16 protein-coding genes are annotated in these 16,295 nt (G+C 42.2%); 10 read left to right on the plus strand and 6 right to left on the minus strand.

Annotated features, from left to right (window positions below; translation table 11 throughout):
- Positions 1-33 precede the first annotated feature (33 nt).
- From HYN49_RS05970 to HYN49_RS05985, 4 genes are all read right to left on the minus strand, one after another.
- Positions 34-2,535, minus strand: coding sequence for a sodium-translocating pyrophosphatase (locus HYN49_RS05970; protein WP_108903268.1), 2,502 nt, complete (start codon positions 2,533-2,535; stop codon positions 34-36).
- A 157-nt stretch (positions 2,536-2,692) separates the two neighbouring features.
- The gene (locus HYN49_RS05975; RefSeq protein ID WP_108903269.1) at positions 2,693-3,295 is read right to left on the minus strand and encodes a DNA-3-methyladenine glycosylase family protein; all 603 of its coding nucleotides are present in this window, start codon (positions 3,293-3,295) and stop codon (positions 2,693-2,695) included.
- Entirely contained in the window at positions 3,295-5,775 is a 2,481-nt protein-coding gene (locus tag HYN49_RS05980) for a DUF5686 and carboxypeptidase-like regulatory domain-containing protein (RefSeq protein ID WP_108903270.1), read from the minus strand. Before HYN49_RS05980 ends, HYN49_RS05975 begins: the two co-directional genes overlap by 1 nt.
- Positions 5,776-5,980: 205 nt before the next feature.
- Positions 5,981-6,958 (minus strand): pyruvate dehydrogenase complex E1 component subunit beta, encoded by a 978-nt coding sequence (locus HYN49_RS05985; RefSeq protein WP_108903271.1) that lies wholly within the window; start codon positions 6,956-6,958, stop codon positions 5,981-5,983.
- 280 nt (positions 6,959-7,238) lie between these two features.
- On the opposite strand from HYN49_RS05985, the gene HYN49_RS05990 reads away from it, so the two are divergent.
- The 6 genes from HYN49_RS05990 (at position 7,239) to HYN49_RS15305 (ending at position 12,473) form a co-directional block, all read left to right on the plus strand.
- Positions 7,239-7,985, plus strand: coding sequence for an electron transfer flavoprotein subunit beta/FixA family protein (locus HYN49_RS05990; RefSeq protein WP_108903272.1), 747 nt, complete (start codon positions 7,239-7,241; stop codon positions 7,983-7,985).
- A 133-nt stretch (positions 7,986-8,118) separates the two neighbouring features.
- Complete coding sequence (locus HYN49_RS05995) at positions 8,119-9,087, plus strand: electron transfer flavoprotein subunit alpha/FixB family protein (RefSeq protein ID WP_108903273.1); 969 nt, start codon at positions 8,119-8,121, stop codon at positions 9,085-9,087.
- A gap of 112 nt (positions 9,088-9,199) precedes the next feature.
- Positions 9,200-9,823: a bifunctional nuclease family protein gene (locus tag HYN49_RS06000; protein WP_108903274.1), complete on the plus strand. Its 624-nt coding sequence runs from the start codon at positions 9,200-9,202 to the stop codon at positions 9,821-9,823.
- 41 nt (positions 9,824-9,864) lie between these two features.
- Positions 9,865-10,689, plus strand: a complete 825-nt coding sequence (locus HYN49_RS06005) for a thymidylate synthase (RefSeq protein ID WP_108903275.1) — start codon at positions 9,865-9,867, stop codon at positions 10,687-10,689.
- A gap of 51 nt (positions 10,690-10,740) precedes the next feature.
- A complete protein-coding gene (locus HYN49_RS06010) occupies positions 10,741-11,466 on the plus strand; it encodes a glycosyltransferase family 2 protein (RefSeq protein WP_108903276.1) in 726 nt (241 codons plus the stop codon).
- 461 nt (positions 11,467-11,927) lie between these two features.
- Positions 11,928-12,473, plus strand: a complete 546-nt coding sequence (locus HYN49_RS15305) for an LIC_10190 family membrane protein (RefSeq protein ID WP_394336408.1) — start codon at positions 11,928-11,930, stop codon at positions 12,471-12,473.
- Between the two features lie 206 nt (positions 12,474-12,679).
- On the opposite strand, the gene HYN49_RS06025 is transcribed toward HYN49_RS15305, so the two are convergent.
- Positions 12,680-12,976 carry an isoamylase early set domain-containing protein gene (locus HYN49_RS06025; protein ID WP_108903279.1) on the minus strand — a complete coding sequence of 99 codons (297 nt, stop codon included), beginning with the start codon at positions 12,974-12,976 and terminating at the stop codon, positions 12,680-12,682.
- Between the two features lie 240 nt (positions 12,977-13,216).
- On the opposite strand from HYN49_RS06025, the gene HYN49_RS06030 reads away from it, so the two are divergent.
- From HYN49_RS06030 to porT, 4 genes are read left to right on the plus strand one after another with little or no spacing between them, the layout of a single operon-like run.
- The gene (locus HYN49_RS06030) at positions 13,217-13,546 is read left to right on the plus strand and encodes a 2TM domain-containing protein (protein ID WP_108904976.1); all 330 of its coding nucleotides are present in this window, start codon (positions 13,217-13,219) and stop codon (positions 13,544-13,546) included.
- A 6-nt stretch (positions 13,547-13,552) separates the two neighbouring features.
- A complete protein-coding gene (locus HYN49_RS06035) occupies positions 13,553-14,035 on the plus strand; it encodes a dihydrofolate reductase (RefSeq protein ID WP_108903280.1) in 483 nt (160 codons plus the stop codon).
- A gap of 47 nt (positions 14,036-14,082) precedes the next feature.
- Positions 14,083-14,814 (plus strand): bifunctional demethylmenaquinone methyltransferase/2-methoxy-6-polyprenyl-1,4-benzoquinol methylase UbiE, encoded by a 732-nt coding sequence (ubiE, locus tag HYN49_RS06040; protein ID WP_108903281.1) that lies wholly within the window; start codon positions 14,083-14,085, stop codon positions 14,812-14,814.
- 1 nt (position 14,815) lies between these two features.
- A complete protein-coding gene (gene porT / locus HYN49_RS06045; RefSeq protein ID WP_108903282.1) occupies positions 14,816-15,520 on the plus strand; it encodes a type IX secretion/gliding motility protein PorT/SprT in 705 nt (234 codons plus the stop codon).
- Positions 15,521-15,546: 26 nt separating this feature from the next.
- Here the strand turns inward: porT and HYN49_RS06050 are convergent, their stop codons facing one another.
- Positions 15,547-16,272, minus strand: a complete 726-nt coding sequence (locus HYN49_RS06050) for a TrmH family RNA methyltransferase (RefSeq protein WP_108903283.1) — start codon at positions 16,270-16,272, stop codon at positions 15,547-15,549.
- Between the last annotated feature and the right edge of the window lie 23 nt (positions 16,273-16,295).

A 16,295-nucleotide genomic window follows, 5' to 3' on the forward strand; every position in this document is an offset into this window, starting at 1 on the left:
AGGAGCATTTTTTTTTATAAGAAATGAATTTAGCTATTCATTGGCTTTCCTGAATTCGGCGATTTGTGCATCAACCTCTTCCATAGTGCCTGTAAATTCTTTTTTGTCTTCAACCGGAGCGCCACCGTCTGTAACGGTAGTCACGCTTACGATAGCTCTCACTACGCCATTGGTTGAATTTTTATCTACAGAAATCTGTTTCTTAACGTCATGCTTGATTTCAGTCGTTGCAGCTGCAGTCATATGTTCGCAGGTTGGGTTTGTACAACCTTTAGCCACACATTCTTCTTTAGACATCGACATACATTTTCCTGAAGAAACCTCGCAACATGAAGCCGTTTTTGCAGTAGCAGTGTGGCTTCCTGATCCCAAAATAGGAGCGATAACCAGACCGATAAGGCATGTCAGTTTGATAAGGATGTTCATCGATGGACCTGAAGTGTCTTTAAATGGATCACCAACGGTATCTCCGGTTACGGCTGCTTTGTGTGCGTCAGATCCTTTGTAAGTCATCTCGCCGTTGATCATCACGCCAGCTTCGAAAGATTTTTTAGCATTATCCCAGGCGCCACCGGCATTGTTCTGGAACACAGCCCAAAGTACCCCTGAAACGGTCACACCGGCCATATAACCACCAAGCATTTCAGCAATCAGTTGGTTGTTGTCAGCGTAAACTAATTTTCCAAGTAAAACGATCGCAATCGGGAAACCGATGGTCATGATTCCTGGCAACATCATTTCACGAAGCGCGGCTTTTGTAGAGATCTCAACACATTTGCCATATTCAGGTTTTCCTGTTCCGGCCATAATACCCGGGATTTCCTTGAACTGGCGACGCACTTCATAAACCATATCCATAGCGGCTTTTCCAACGGAGTTCATTGCCAAAGCAGAGAATACCACAGGAATCATGCCTCCTACGAAAAGCATCGCCAATACCGGTGCTTTGAAGATGTTGATCCCGTCGATGCCTGTGAAAGTCACATAGGCAGCGAATAAGGCCAATGAGGTCAATGCAGCAGAAGCGATTGCAAAACCTTTACCGGTTGCTGCAGTTGTGTTTCCAACGGAATCCAAAATGTCTGTCCTTGTACGTACTTCTTTTGGCAATTCGCTCATTTCAGCGATACCACCGGCGTTGTCAGAGATTGGTCCGAAAGCATCGATAGCCAACTGCATGGCCGTTGTAGCCATCATCGCAGAAGCTGCCAAAGCCACTCCGTAGAAGCCTGCCAATGCATAAGATCCCCAGATAGCACCTGCAAATAAAAGTACGGTTGGGAATGTTGAAATCATACCTGTAGCCAAACCAGCAATTACGTTGGTTCCTGCACCTGTAGATGATTTTTGTACGATGGCCAAAACCGGTTTTGTGCCCAGCCCTGTGTAATATTCTGTTACGGAAGAAATGGTTCCCCCTACAATCAATCCAACGATAGTAGCATAAAATACACGCATTGACGAGATATCCTGAAGGCCTTCACCAAAGAAAGTCATCTTCATCGTTTCAGGCAACATATATCTTACAAGGAAGAAACAGGAAATGGCGGTCAATACGATAGAAACCCAGTTCCCGATATTCAGTGCTCCCTGTACTTGTTTTTCTTTTGCGTCATTGCTGCTGATTTTCACCAACATCGTTCCAATGATAGAGAAAAGGATTCCGAAACCGGCAATCGCCATTGGCAACAAGATTGGCCCGATTCCGCCGAAAGCATCAGCAATACTTCCACCCATATCTTTAATGACATAGTTTCCAAGAACCATGGCAGCCAAAACGGTCGCTACATAAGAACCGAACAAATCGGCACCCATTCCGGCAACGTCACCTACGTTATCACCTACGTTATCAGCGATAGTAGCAGGGTTACGCGGATCATCTTCCGGAATTCCAGCTTCCACCTTACCTACAAGGTCAGCACCAACGTCAGCAGCTTTGGTATAAATACCACCACCAACACGGGCAAACAATGCGATGGATTCCGCTCCAAGGGAGAAACCGGCAAGTGTTTCCAAAACAACGGTCATGCCTTCAGTATCAGTCCATACACCGCCCATAAAAAGCTGGTAGAAAATGATGAAAAACGTTGTCAATCCTAAAACCGCAAGACCAGCAACGCCAAGACCCATAACAGTACCACCGCCGAAAGACACTTTTAATGCCTGTGGAAGGCTTGTACGGGCGGCCTGTGTCGTCCTTACGTTAGTTTTTGTAGCGATTTTCATCCCCATGTTCCCGGCCAAAGCAGAGAAAATAGCACCGAAAATGAATGCAACAACGATTAAGTAATGTGTTTTAACGCCGTCAATTAAAGTAATTCCGGCTAAAGCGGCACTTGCAACAACCACGAAAATCGCAAGAAGTTTGTATTCAGCTTTAAGGAAAGCGAGTGCGCCTTCATAAATGTAATCTGAAATTTCTTTCATTTTACCATCTCCGGCATCTTGTTTCAACACCCAGGCTCTTTTGGCCCACATGAACAGAAGCCCGATAACTGCCATTACTATTGGCAAATAGATCATCATTGAATCCATAAATAAAAATTTTGTTCTTAATTTAATCGCCTGCAAAAGTAACAAAACATTAACAATATACAAGAGCTTCAATAATTAATATTAATAATGAATAATTGACAATTTAGGAATGCGTAAATGCGACATGTGCATCACATTATCCTTTGTCCATCCTCAATTAATAGCCGGAAACCCGATTCCGCTTCCGCAGATAATAATGCCACAATAAGAACGTGGCAGCAGATTTGTATGGACTCCATCTGTTGCTGGCGGTTTCCATTTCCTGCGGCGTATGAAGGTCGAGCAATTCCTTAATCGTATTGACGATGGCGATGTCGCCCAGCGGGATGACGTCAGGTGCGCCAAGGCAGAACAGTAAATACACGTCGATGGTCCAGTTTCCGATGCCTTTCAGCCGGATCAATTCGGCGCGGATGTCGTCGGCGGATTTTGACGGCAGGCTTTCCAGATTGATCTCATTATTTAAAACAGCTGATGAAAGTCCTTTGATGTAGTTGGTTTTTTGTCGGCTGACCCCGGCTTCACGGTAAATTTCATCGGGAAGTTCGGCGAGGAATCTTGGCTCGAAAGCAGCTACTTTTGCTTTGAGTTTTCCAAAAACGGCACGCGCGGAATCAATCGAAACCTGTTGTTCTAAAATCAATAACGCCAAAGTTTCAAAACCCGGTGGTCGCTTCGGGATTTCCGGAACGCCATAAATGTCAATGATTTTTACGAAAACCGGATCGGCTTGCTTCAGGAACTCAAACGCATTTTTCATCAGAAATAAAATCCGAAGGAACCTTTTACGCCGAAGTTAGTGGTATTTGGACCGATATAGCTTCCTCTCCATGCGAATTCAATCCGGAATACCTTAAAAATATTCCCGATTCCTGCATTGTACTCCCAGTAAAAATCTTCCGGTGCCTGGTAAGTCAGTCCTGATGGTATGTTGATCAGGCGGTTCTTATCACTGATGGTGCCATAAACGCCTTTAAATCCTATGGTTTCACGCCAGTTCAATTTTCTCAGGAAAGGGATCCGCGAGAAAATCCTTCCTCCGAAATTGTGCTGCAATTGGATCGTAGCATACGTATCGGCTTCAAATTCATAGAAATCCAACAGGTTAAACGTGTTTTCAATGGAGAAATAAGTCTGGTTTCCTGGAACGATACTCATCAATCCCAACGGAATATAACTGTATGTTTTCCCCAATTCCGTAATCACATCCAACCTTCCCAAACCGCCGATATTCATAGGCTGTTTGTAAAATAACTGGAATTTTTCATAGTCGAAATCGCTGTCCAAAACCCCTTTCAATCCCTGGCTGTAATTCAGGAATACTCTGGGAAACGGGCTGTCAACGGTGTGCCTTTCCACGCCATAGCCGACACTTTTTCGACGTGGTGTATAGTCAATCTGGAAATTCAATTCCGATTGCGTAATATCGGATTTTATTTTTTGCTGGGTTAAGTCGGTATAATAGGCAAGGCTGAAAGTTGGCGATGCCGATTCCAGGGTGCGGTACGAAAATCCAAGTTGGAACGTCAGGTTTTTTACAGGCTCGATTTCCAAAGCGACGGAACTGAGGTTGATGTTCGTCAGTTTCCCATTGCTGCCGCTTGTAAATAAAGCCGATGACGCGAAACTTCTTCCGAGAATATCATTGGTTGTGGTTAAGCTTGCGCCAATCTGTTCAATGTCACGGCGGTTTCCTCCGGATAAGATCAGCCTGTTCTTACGGTTGAGCAACCACATTCCGGTAAGCCCATATTTGAATTTATCATCCTTGAACCCATAAGCGACATAACCCTGGATACGCCACGGATCGTTCTGTCCGAAGTATGTCCGGCCACCCGTCCGCAATCGCAGTCCCTCGACTTCATTATATCCGAAAGTGGAAAAAATCGGGCCGTAATCAAAATGCCCTTTCTGTATATAACCGCTTCCGATGATTTCGACCAGGCTGTACAGTTGCCGGAATTTCTTGTTGGTTTTCAGTGTGTCGAGCATTTTATACACACCGACTTCATCTTTATTCAGGTTTTCGAACCGGTTCTCTTCCCAGAATTCATCAGGTTTTGTGTACACCGTCTCATCAAATTTATTGACATCTTCCTTGTAAAAACTGTCAGGCTTTTCAATGTCGAACTGATGGTTCCTGTATAAGGTTGTACGCTTTCCGTAAACCCCACGCGATTTCTCTTTTTTATTCAGTGCGAAATCCGTCATCATATAATCGCGCTTGAGTAAAAAGACAGAGTCATTCAATACATCAAATTGCTGTGCAATGTAAATTTCCTTCACCCAGTTAATGTTGGCGCTTTTTGTAACGGCCATATTGATGTCCTTGATGGCCCAGGTGGTGTCGTTTACCCAAAAATCGCCTTTAAAAGTCAGCTCATTTTTGCGCCGCGGATAATACACGATATTATAGCACCATTTCTTGTCAATAAAAGCACTGTCCGCCAATACATAATTGTATACGTCAATACCGGTTTTTGACAGCGGGCTGGTAAAGGCTTTATCAAAGAATTTCAGGTAGTTGTCATAAATATCATAATCGGCATAAAGATCCTTAATAAAGGAAATCAGTTGCTGGTTATTGCTGAAACCTGAGTTCTTATTGGCTTTCAGGATGTCTTTTACTTTGTTTTTAATGTTATCGCCATACACATCCGAAAGCGCTTCATTGATGAAAATCGGCAGATACGTTTTCCCGGTGACATCAGAAGTATCTACAGAGTTGAAGATGAATTCCATGCCCCTGAAAATCCGGCTTTTCATAAACGCGCTGTCGATCGTATTCATGTCAAACTCTACCTTCTCGTATTTTTCCATCTGATATTGCTTGAACATACGAAGTCCGTTCTTGCGCTTCCTTGCCCATATTTTCCTTAAGATGTCGATTGCAGGATTATTTTTCTTGGAGGTTTTCCCTGAATAAATCTTGACTTCTTCAAGTTGCTGCCCGGATTTCAGGACGACCTTCATATTATAGGTAACCGCTTTATCAAGGTTGATTTTTACGGTATCATAGCCTACAAATGAGATTTGCAGGATCTTACGGTCTTCATTGGATTCAAGATAAAATCGCCCATCCTCGTTGGTGATGATTCCTTCCGAAGTGCCAAGGAAACCGACATTCGCGTAGGCAACGGGCTTGTTTTCCTCATCAAGGACGATGCCACTGACTTTGGTCTGTGCAAAGGATAAAACCGTGAAAAGCAGTAATACAAGGGAAAGTAAATTCTTTTTCATGCGTATAAAAATATCACCGTTTTTGCGATGAAGGGTCAAATATAGTCAATTAGATAATTGGATAATTAGCGAATGAGAAAATTAGCAACTCGAGGCTTTAGCCAAACAGGCGAAGCAATTAGCGAATGACATCTGACCCTAATAAAAAAAGCCTTCTAAAAAGAAGGCCAATATTTTTTTTTTAAGTATGTCAAACATTCGCTGATTATTTATACATCACTTTCTTCACCGCCTTCACAACATCCTCCGAATTCGGAAGCCATTCTTTTAATAAGGTAGGAGAATAAGGAGCAGGCGCATCAGCAGTCGTAATTCTTTGGATTGGTGCATCAAGATAATCAAACGCTCTTTCCTGTACGATATAAGTGATTTCAGAAGCGACGCTTGCAAACGGCCAGGCTTCTTCCAGAACAACCAGTCTGTTTGTTTTCTTTACTGATTTCAAAATCGCATCGTGATCCATCGGACGTACAGTGCGTAAATCGATGATTTCACAAGAAATTCCTTCTTTCTGCAGGGCATCAGCAGCGATATGTGCTTCTTTTATAATTTTTCCGAATGACACAATCGTCACATCGGTTCCTTCTCGTTTAATATCGGCAACACCAAGCGGAATCGTATATTCTCCTTCGGGCACTTCGCCTTTGTCGCCATACATCTGCTCTGATTCCATGAAAATTACAGGATCATTATCGCGGATGGCTGATTTTAATAATCCTTTCGCATCATAAACCGTTGACGGCACAACCACTTTTAATCCAGGGGTGTTCGCAAACCAGTTCTCAAAAGCCTGTGAGTGCGTCGCGCCCAATTGTCCTGCAGAGGCTGTCGGACCACGGAACACCATCGGCATCGGGAATTGTCCGGCAGACATCTGGCGCATTTTTGCTGCGTTGTTGATGATCTGGTCAATACCTACCAATGAAAAGTTAAACGTCATATATTCTACAATCGGGCGGCAGCCGTTCATCGCTGAACCTACTGCGATTCCTGCAAAACCAAGCTCGGCAATCGGTGTGTCGATCACGCGTTTCGGGCCGAATTCGTCAAGCATTCCTTTCGAAGCCTTGTACGCTCCGTTATATTCTGCCACCTCTTCACCCATTAGGTAAACCGACTCATCGCGGCGCATTTCTTCGCTCATCGCTTCGGCAATCGCCTCTCTGAATTGTATCGTTTTCATATATATGAATTGTTTTCGTCTTGTTAAATGAAACGCAAAAATAAAAATTTTTTATCCGCTCAAAGCATTATTTCAGGTTTAATTCTTTGGGAGCTATTCCCGCTTTCGGCTGTATCTTCCCGCCGCTAAAGAAGCGGCAGGAAGGATGCCGCCTTAATCGGGGCTAAAAAGGTCCCGCGAAATCGATGTAATACAGTGATTTATTATGCACGCATAGTTTATTTTGTAAAAATAAATTAGTATTTTCGCGGCTCGAAATATCCAATAAATTTTTTATACGATGAAAATATTAGTCTGCATCAGCCATGTGCCTGATACTACTTCAAAAATCAATTTCACGAACGGCGATGCTGAATTCGACACGAACGGTGTACAGTTCGTCATCAACCCGAATGATGAATTCGGCCTGACGCGTGCCATCTGGTTCCAGGAACAACAGGGTGCGAACGTTACTGTGGTAAATGTTGGCGGTGCTGATACTGAGCCGACTTTAAGGAAAGCACTGGCCATCGGTGCGAATGAAGCAATCCGTGTGAATGCCAATCCGACTGATGGTTTCTTCGTGGCCACACAATTGGCTGAAGTGATAAAGAACGGCGGATACGATTTAGTGATTGCCGGCAAAGAATCTTTGGATTACAATGGCGGCATGGTTCCGGGAATGATTGCCGGATTATTAGGCTATAATTTCCTGAATTCCTGTATCGGGATTACGGTTGATGGAAACGCAGTAAAAGCTTCCCGCGAGATTGACGGCGGAAAAGAAACCGTTTCAACTTCTTTACCTTTAATTATAGGTGGACAAAAAGGTCTGGTGGAAGAAAAAGACCTGCGTATCCCAAACATGCGTGGTATCATGACAGCACGTACAAAAGCACTTACTATACTTGAGCCGGTAACTGCCTCAAGTGAAACCAAAGCGGTAAAATTTGAAAAGCCCGCTCCAAAATCAGCAGTGAAATTATACACGGTAGATCAATTGGACGAGTTGGTAAACGCGCTGCATAACGAGGCAAAGGTCATTTAACGAGATACTGCGTTAGGGATTGCAGCGGCATCCTTTTGCGGAGTTTACGAAGCAAAAGATAGAGCGGAAAGCCCGGGCCGAAGGCAACGCCCAACATTTAAAATTTAAAATATAACATTCAAAATAATTAAAGATGTCAATATTAATATACGCGGAATCAGCCGAAGGGAAATTCAAGAAAGTAGCTTTTGAGCTCGCATCCTACGCGAAAAAAGTAGCCGGAGATTTAGGAACAACCGTCACTGCGGTAACAGTTAACGCCGGAAATATATCGGAATTGTCGAAATACGGCGTGGATAAAGTCCTTAAAGTAAACAGCGATAAATTATCAGGTTTTAATGCTAAAGCTTATGCAGATGTAGTAAAACAGGCGGCAGAAAAAGAAAATGTAAAGCTTGTTTTGTTGTCATCAACTACAGACAGTTTGTATATGGCACCGCTTGTAGCTGTGGCTTTGAAAGCCGGTTATGCATCAAATGTTGTAGGATTGCCGGTAAGTACTTCGCCATTCCAGGTAAAAAGAAACGCGTTTTCTAATAAGGCGTTCAATATCACGGAAATTGCAACAGAAGTGAAGGTTTTAGGTCTTGCGAAAAACTCATATGGCGTTTATGAAAATGCTTCTTCATTGACGGAAGAGGATTTCAATCCATCGTTGAATGATGCAGATTTCAGCGTAAAAGTAGAATCAACTGAAAAAACAACCGGAAAAGTAACGATTGCCGATGCCGATATTGTGGTATCCGGCGGACGCGGACTGAAAGGCCCTGAAAACTGGGGCATGCTGGAAGAAATGGCATCCGTTTTAGGCGCTGCAACCGCTTGTTCTAAACCGGTTTCGGATTTAGGCTGGAGGCCACACAGTGAGCACGTAGGGCAGACCGGAAAACCGGTAGCAACGAATTTATATATTGCGGTTGGAATTTCAGGAGCTATCCAGCATATTGCGGGAATCAACTCTTCAAAAGTAAAGCTGGTTATTAACAGTGATGCGGATGCGCCTTTCTTCAAGGTCGCGGATTACGGAGTGGTTGGCGATGCGTTTGAAATCGTACCAAAACTGACTGAGAAACTGAAGGCTTTTAAAGCGCAGAATTCATAAAATTTTGTAGCATACAGATATAAAGGCTGTCTGGATAAACATTCAGGCAGCTTTTTTATTTTTAGTCAAAATTGTTTTCGGATTATATTATATAGATTGTATTTTTGCAGTTATGAGCTTAGTAAAATTAACCATAAAGGGCATCTCATACAGCCAGACACAAAATGGGGCTTATGCGCTGATCCTTAATGAAGTGGACGGCGACAGGAAATTGCCGATTGTTATAGGTGCTTTTGAGGCACAATCCATTGCCATTGCGCTGGAGAAGGAGATAAAACCACCGCGTCCGCTGACACATGATTTGTTCCGCAATTTTGCTGACCGCTTTGATATCGTGGTAAAACAGGTGATTATCCACAAATTGGTGGATGGTGTTTTTTATTCGAGCATCATCTGCGAAAGGGATAAGATTGAGGAAATCATCGATGCGCGTACCTCTGATGCGATTGCGCTCGCTTTGCGATTCAATGCACCGATATTTACTTATAAAAACATATTGGACAAAGCCGGAATTTACCTGAAAGTGAATCCGCTCGAAAGTGAAAAAACTTCCCATGATATGGACGATGTATTGACCACGCCAGAAACTTTCGGCCTTGAAGAAACCAATCAATCTGGGCAATATACAAAGCATAGTCTTTCCGAATTGCACGAAATGCTTGAAGGAGCAGTTCGTGAGGAGGATTATGAGAAGGCAGCGAAGATCCGGGATGAGATTTCGAAGAGGGAGAGTTAGTCGCAGTTGGCAGTCACAGTAAGCAGTAAAAACAGAACAAGATGAAGCAGTATTTAGACCTGGTAAAACATGTGATGAAGGACGGTGTCCAAAAAGGCGACCGTACCGGAACGGGAACGAAAAGCGTTTTCGGATACCAGATGCGTTTCGACCTGAGTGAAGGTTTTCCAATGGTGACGACAAAAAAACTCCACTTGAAATCCATCATATATGAACTGCTATGGTTTTTGAAAGGAGAAACCAATATTGGTTACTTAAACGAAAACGGCGTAAAGATCTGGGATGAATGGGCTGATGAAAAAGGTAACCTTGGTCCTGTGTATGGTCATCAGTGGCGAAACTGGAACAGTGAGGAAATCGACCAGATTTCTGAATTGATCGACACGCTGAAAACCAACCCAAACAGCCGCCGTATGCTGATTTCTGCGTGGAATCCTTCAGTATTGCCTGATACTTCAAAATCTTTTGCTGAAAACGTGGCGAATGGAAAAGTAGCTTTACCGCCATGCCATGCGTTTTTCCAGTTTTATGTAGCTGAAGGGAAGTTGTCGTGTCAATTGTACCAAAGGAGTGCTGATATCTTTTTAGGTGTTCCTTTTAATATTGCTTCCTATGCCTTGCTAACCATGATGATTGCACAGGTTTGTGATTTGAAGCCGGGTGATTTCATTCATACTTTCGGTGATGCACATATTTATAACAATCATATAGAACAGCTTGAACTGCAATTAAGTCGTGATCCAAGACCCTTGCCAACAATGAAGCTGAATCCTGGAGTGAAAAACATCTTAGATTTTACGTTCGACGATTTTACGCTTGAAAATTACGATCCGCATCCACATATTAAAGGTGCCGTAGCCATATAATAATAACTACGATAAAGCGCTGCATTTACGGTCGCAACAGTAAAATACAATATGATTGTAACTAAATTATCCATCATTATCCCGGCATATAACGAAGAGGCGACAATCCATTTGATATTAGACAAGATCAAAGCCGTAAATCTGACTTCCGGAATTGAGAAAGAAGTCATCATCGTAAATGACTGCTCAAGCGATAATACTGAAAATGCAATACTGCGATATATCTCACAGAATGCGGCGTTAGGAATTAAATACCTGAAACACGAACACAATAAAGGAAAAGGGGCGGCGCTCCATACCGGAATCAACAATGCAACGGGTGAATTTCTAATAATCCAGGATGCCGATCTAGAGTACGATCCTCAGGAATATAAAGATTTATTAGGGCCTGTTTTGAATGGGTATGCTGATGTGGTTTACGGTTCGCGATTTATTGGCGGCAGACCCCATAGGATATTGTTTTTTTGGCATACAATCGGAAATAAGTTCCTTACCCATATGTTAAACCTGTTTACCAACCTGAACCTGACAGACATGGAAACCTGTTATAAACTCTTCAATACAAAATTAATACAATCCATTCATTTAACGGAAAAGCGTTTTGGCTTTGAACCTGAAGTCACTGCGAAGATTTCCCGTGTTGAGAATATCAGGATTTATGAAGTCGGTATTTCATACTATGGGAGGACTTATCAGGAAGGGAAGAAAATAGGCTGGAAAGATGGATTCAGGGCGCTTTGGTGCATATTGAAATTTGGACTTTTCAAAGCAGCATAACAATGACGGCAATCCTGGTATCAGCGTTATTATCATTAGTTCTTTTCGTATCCCTTGGTATTCTTTTTTCCAGACTCATTAAAATCCGTTTCAGCCTCATTGAAACTTTATTGGTTGGATTTGTAGTTTGCAATACTCTTGCCACAAGTCTCTCTTTTTTCTTCCAAATCAACAGTTTTGTTTTAATGTCGTTACTTGGCCTTTGCCTGTTTTTTATACGAACTGTGAGTAAGGACACTAAAGGATATATCGATAGCCAAAAACAAGAAGGCTGTTTTTTACGCACTTCCTTTTATCGCAACCGCGTTTATTATTGCGCTAAATGCTCCCGAAAGTTATGACACCGGCCTATACCACTTACAGGCTGTGAAGTGGATAGAAGCACATCCGGTAGTCCCGGGCTTGGCAAACCTGCACTGCAGATTTGGATTTAATCCTAATGCTTTCAACTTTTTTTCTCACTGACTTCCCTTCATGATGTATTCGGGCAAGAGGTAAATTCATTGAGTTTTCTTTTGTTTTCTTTGTTTACAGTTTACTTTATACATAAAATATATGCTATTTATAAACAGGAAGGAGTTTCAAATTTGTTCGTTTTCTTTTTATTGATGTTCTTAATACTCTTAAGTCTGAATGATCTGTCCTCACCGTCGCCGGATTTTTTAGTGATAACATTTTTGCTTTTCATTTTTTCAAGGATCGTTGACCTTTCCTCACAGAAAGAAGAAGCAAATTTCGGCAATTATATTCCAATTGTAATTTTGAGTGTTTATTTGATAACTGCTAAAATGGCATCAATACCTGTTTTATTGTTATCTGTTTTTGTCTGCATAAAGTTTATAAAGGATTTTAAGAGAACAGTTTGGTTGCTGCCCTTCCTGATTTTGATAGTTATACCTTGGCTAGTGCGGAACATTATCCTTACAGGATTGTTGATTTATCCTTTCCCTTTACTGGACTTATTTGGCTTTGACTGGAAAATGCCATTAGAAAATGTAAATTTATAACTTTCAAAGCCGGCAACGAAGATATATACATTCCTGCTCACGGCGACAGGTGTTATGATCATAATTTATCCTGTGCACCTTACCGTGATACAACGCTGGTGTTGAGGAATGAAAAGATTGCTTCTGGTTTCAGATGTAAACGACCTGGAAGGGAACAATAAAAAAATCCGCTCTAAGGCGGATTTTGATTTTTTAAGCTAAATGAATTACAAAGCCAATACGCTGTTTTCAGCATTGGCGAAGTCATTCCACTGATAAGAATCAGCTTCAGTCTCGTTGATGAAAGTTCCATCAACCAAATACCTGAACTCGTAAGAAGCATCCTTCCCTAAATCGAAAGTACCTTTGAAAGTGCCGTTTTTCAGTTTGCTCAATTCGCCTTCAGCAGGATTCCAATTGTTGAAGTCACCAATTACTGCAGCAGTATTTGCCTCTTTAGCTTCCAGTGAAAAAGTAACTTTTACGACCGGTTTTGTTTTTATAACTTGTTTCTTAATTGCCATAACTTATTCTGTTTTAGAATTATAGCGCAAAGAAAATGAATTCATGTCAAAACGCAATAACACTGGTGCAGATTTGCCGCATTGGCAAAAACTATGTTATAAATAAAGTGTATTCTTAGTTTTTAGCGGTTTAAATTTAACATGTTAAAAACGAAAACCTTTGCACGGTAAATTATTGTCAGCGGCCAATTGTTAATTTTCAAAATTAATTTTACCTTTAAAAGCCAAAAATCGCCAAAAATGGAAAGAGACACGCACGAACAATATGAATATGCGCGAAGCAGGTTACGCCAGAAGAAATACCTGTTCTATCATTTTGTACTGTTTTTAATCGGAAGTTTGTTTATGTTTGTGGCCAATGAACTACTGAAGTTCGGTGAGCCTGAAGAGTGGGATATCTGGGCATCAACCATTTGGTTTTTCATCATTATCCTTCATTTTATAAAAGTATATATCATGGACCGGTTCATGAATAAGGAGTGGGAACGCGCACAAATTGACAGGCTCATGGCAAAACAGCAAAACCGTATACGACAGCTTGAATCCAAAATCGATACTGAGAAAAACTAAGTTCACATGATTATAATGATTGCCGCTGCCGCAGAAAACAATGCGCTGGGAAAAGACAACAACTTATTGTGGCACCTGCCTGACGATTTTAAAAGATTCAAGCAACTTACCTCGGGACATCATATCATCATGGGAAGGAAGACTTTCGAAAGTTTTCCGAAGCCACTTCCAAACCGTACCCATATTGTTATCACAAAACAAAAAGACTATCATCCTGAAGGCTGCATCGTCGTTGGAAGTATGGAAGAAGCGCTTTCCAAAGTTCCGCCAAATGAGGATACTTATATAATTGGAGGAGGACAGATTTATGAATTGGGGATGGCTTTCGCCGATAAACTGGATATTACAAAAGTCCATGCGCGTTTTGAAGCCGATACGTTTTTCCCTGAAATCAATCTGCATCTGTGGAAAATGACTGAAAATGAATTCCATCCGAAAGACGAACGGCACCAATATGATTTCAGTTTTCAGACTTTCGTCAGAAAATAAAAACCGGTTTTCCCGAAATCTCGTTTATCTTTGCAAAAATTTTATCTGTGCCGGAAAATATCACTCCTTACAAAGATTCGCAGCTGGGCAAGAAAGCCCAGGTCACCCAGATGTTTGACAATATCTCCGGCAACTACGACGGACTGAACCGCGTCATCTCGTTCGGGATAGATATCAAATGGCGTAAAAAGGTGTTGAAGATGGTGGCTGCCACAAATCCGGAGAAAATACTTGATATTGCAACAGGTACCGGGGATTTAGCGATACTAATGTCACAGACTGGTGCCAAAAAGATTGTTGGACTGGATATTTCTGCAGGCATGCTGGAAGTCGGGAAAAAGAAAATCAGCGACAAAAAACTCTCGGACAGGATTGAAATGGTCATCGGTGATTCAGAAAACATGGATTTTGCAGACAATACATTTGATGCCATTACAGTCGCTTTCGGTGTCAGGAATTTTGAAAACCTTGAAAAAGGCCTTGCTGAAATCCTTCGGGTATTGAAGCCCGGCGGGATTTTCGTCATTTTAGAAACCTCTCAGCCGCAAAAATCACCGTATAAACAATTTTACCGATTTTACTCTAAAAATATATTGCCGCTCATCGGCAGGATGTTCTCAAAGGACAATTCGGCGTATAAATATTTATCTGATTCCGCTTCCGTTTTTCCTTATGGCGCCGCGCTGAACAATATTTTAACGAAAACCGGGTTTATAGAAGTTCAGTCGCTTCCGCAGACTTTTGGCGTGGCAACGATTTATTCAGCATCGAAAAGTTAATATGAAAAAGTTTTTTTTCTTCCTTATATTGTTGGTAACGACGGTTTCGCAGGCACAGTTTGGCAGCCTCTTTGCGAAAAACCCCATCATCAACCTTGAGAATTTTGACAAGCAGCGTGTGCATTGGGGCTATTTCCTCGGCTTCAATTCCTACGATTTTAAATTCGATTATAAAACGACACCTGATGTAGATGTTTTGGTCGAATCCACGATCGGATTTAATGTCGGTTTGGTAGGAAACCTGCGCTTTAACGATTACTTCGACCTGCGTTTCGAGCCCGGATTGTATTTCAATCAAAGGAACCTGACATTTCCCGGTTTTACAAATGTATATGACGGGTTGCGCGAGGTGAAATCTACTTACCTGCATTTTCCGCTTTTATTGAAAATATCGTCTGTAAGGACCGGAAATATCAAGCCGTACCTGATAGGCGGTGTCGGGACTGCACTAAATCTTTCCAGCAACGCTACCGCTAAGGATGACAATTCGAATAACCGTTTCAGAATGATCAAATGGACGAACTTTTACGAAGTGGGTGTGGGGATTGATATTTATTTCGAGTATTTTAAATTCTCGCCTTCGATACGCGGGGTGTTCAGCCTGAATGACGAACTCGTGCGGGACAATGACCCTAACAGCCCGTGGACCTCGAATATTGAGAAAATGACAACGCGTGCCGTTTTTGTAAACTTTACGTTCCACTAAAAAAATTAGGAATTACGAATTACAAATCAATTCCTCCTGAATTCGCTCAGGATAATTGCGGTTGCCGTGGCTACATTCAGGCTTTCGGTTTGCTGTAGGGTTCCGAATCTCGGGATGGCAATCCGTCGTTTTGTAAGTTTTTCGATTTCTTTTGAAATGCCGTTCGCTTCATTTCCCATCACAATAATCCCTTCTGTGGCCAAATCGGTTTTATAAATGTTGTCGCCATCCATAAAAGTCCCGAAAACAGGAAGTTTTGTTTTGGCTAAAAAATCTCCAAGATTGACATAACCGACTTTCACGCGGGCCATCGAACCCATGGTAGCCTGTACGACTTTCGGATTGTAAAGGTCGGCGGTTTCCTGCGAGCAGACGATTTGCGCAATCCCGAACCAATCGCAAAGGCGGATGATCGTGCCAAGGTTTCCCGGATCGCGGATGTCGTCGAGCGCCACGATCAGGCCTGACGGCGTAATATCTGCGGAAGCGGGAATCTTAAAAACAGCCAGTGCATTGTTGGCAGTGGCGAGCGCACTCATTTTCTTAAGGTCGGTTTCCGAAATCATCGTTTTTCCTGAAACCGGAATTTCAGGGAAAAGAGGTTCTGTGACATACAAATGTTCCAGCTCGAACTGCGAGCCGATCAATTCGCTGATTACCTTTATACCTTCCGCAATGAAGAGGCCATGGACGGCGCGGAATTTTTTTTGGTGCAGCGACGAGATTAATTTTATTTGGTTTTTACTAACCATGGAAAAAATGTACTTTTGGATAA

The organism is Flavobacterium pallidum (assembly GCF_003097535.1).
Classification (GTDB): Bacteria; Bacteroidota; Bacteroidia; order Flavobacteriales; family Flavobacteriaceae; genus Flavobacterium; species Flavobacterium pallidum.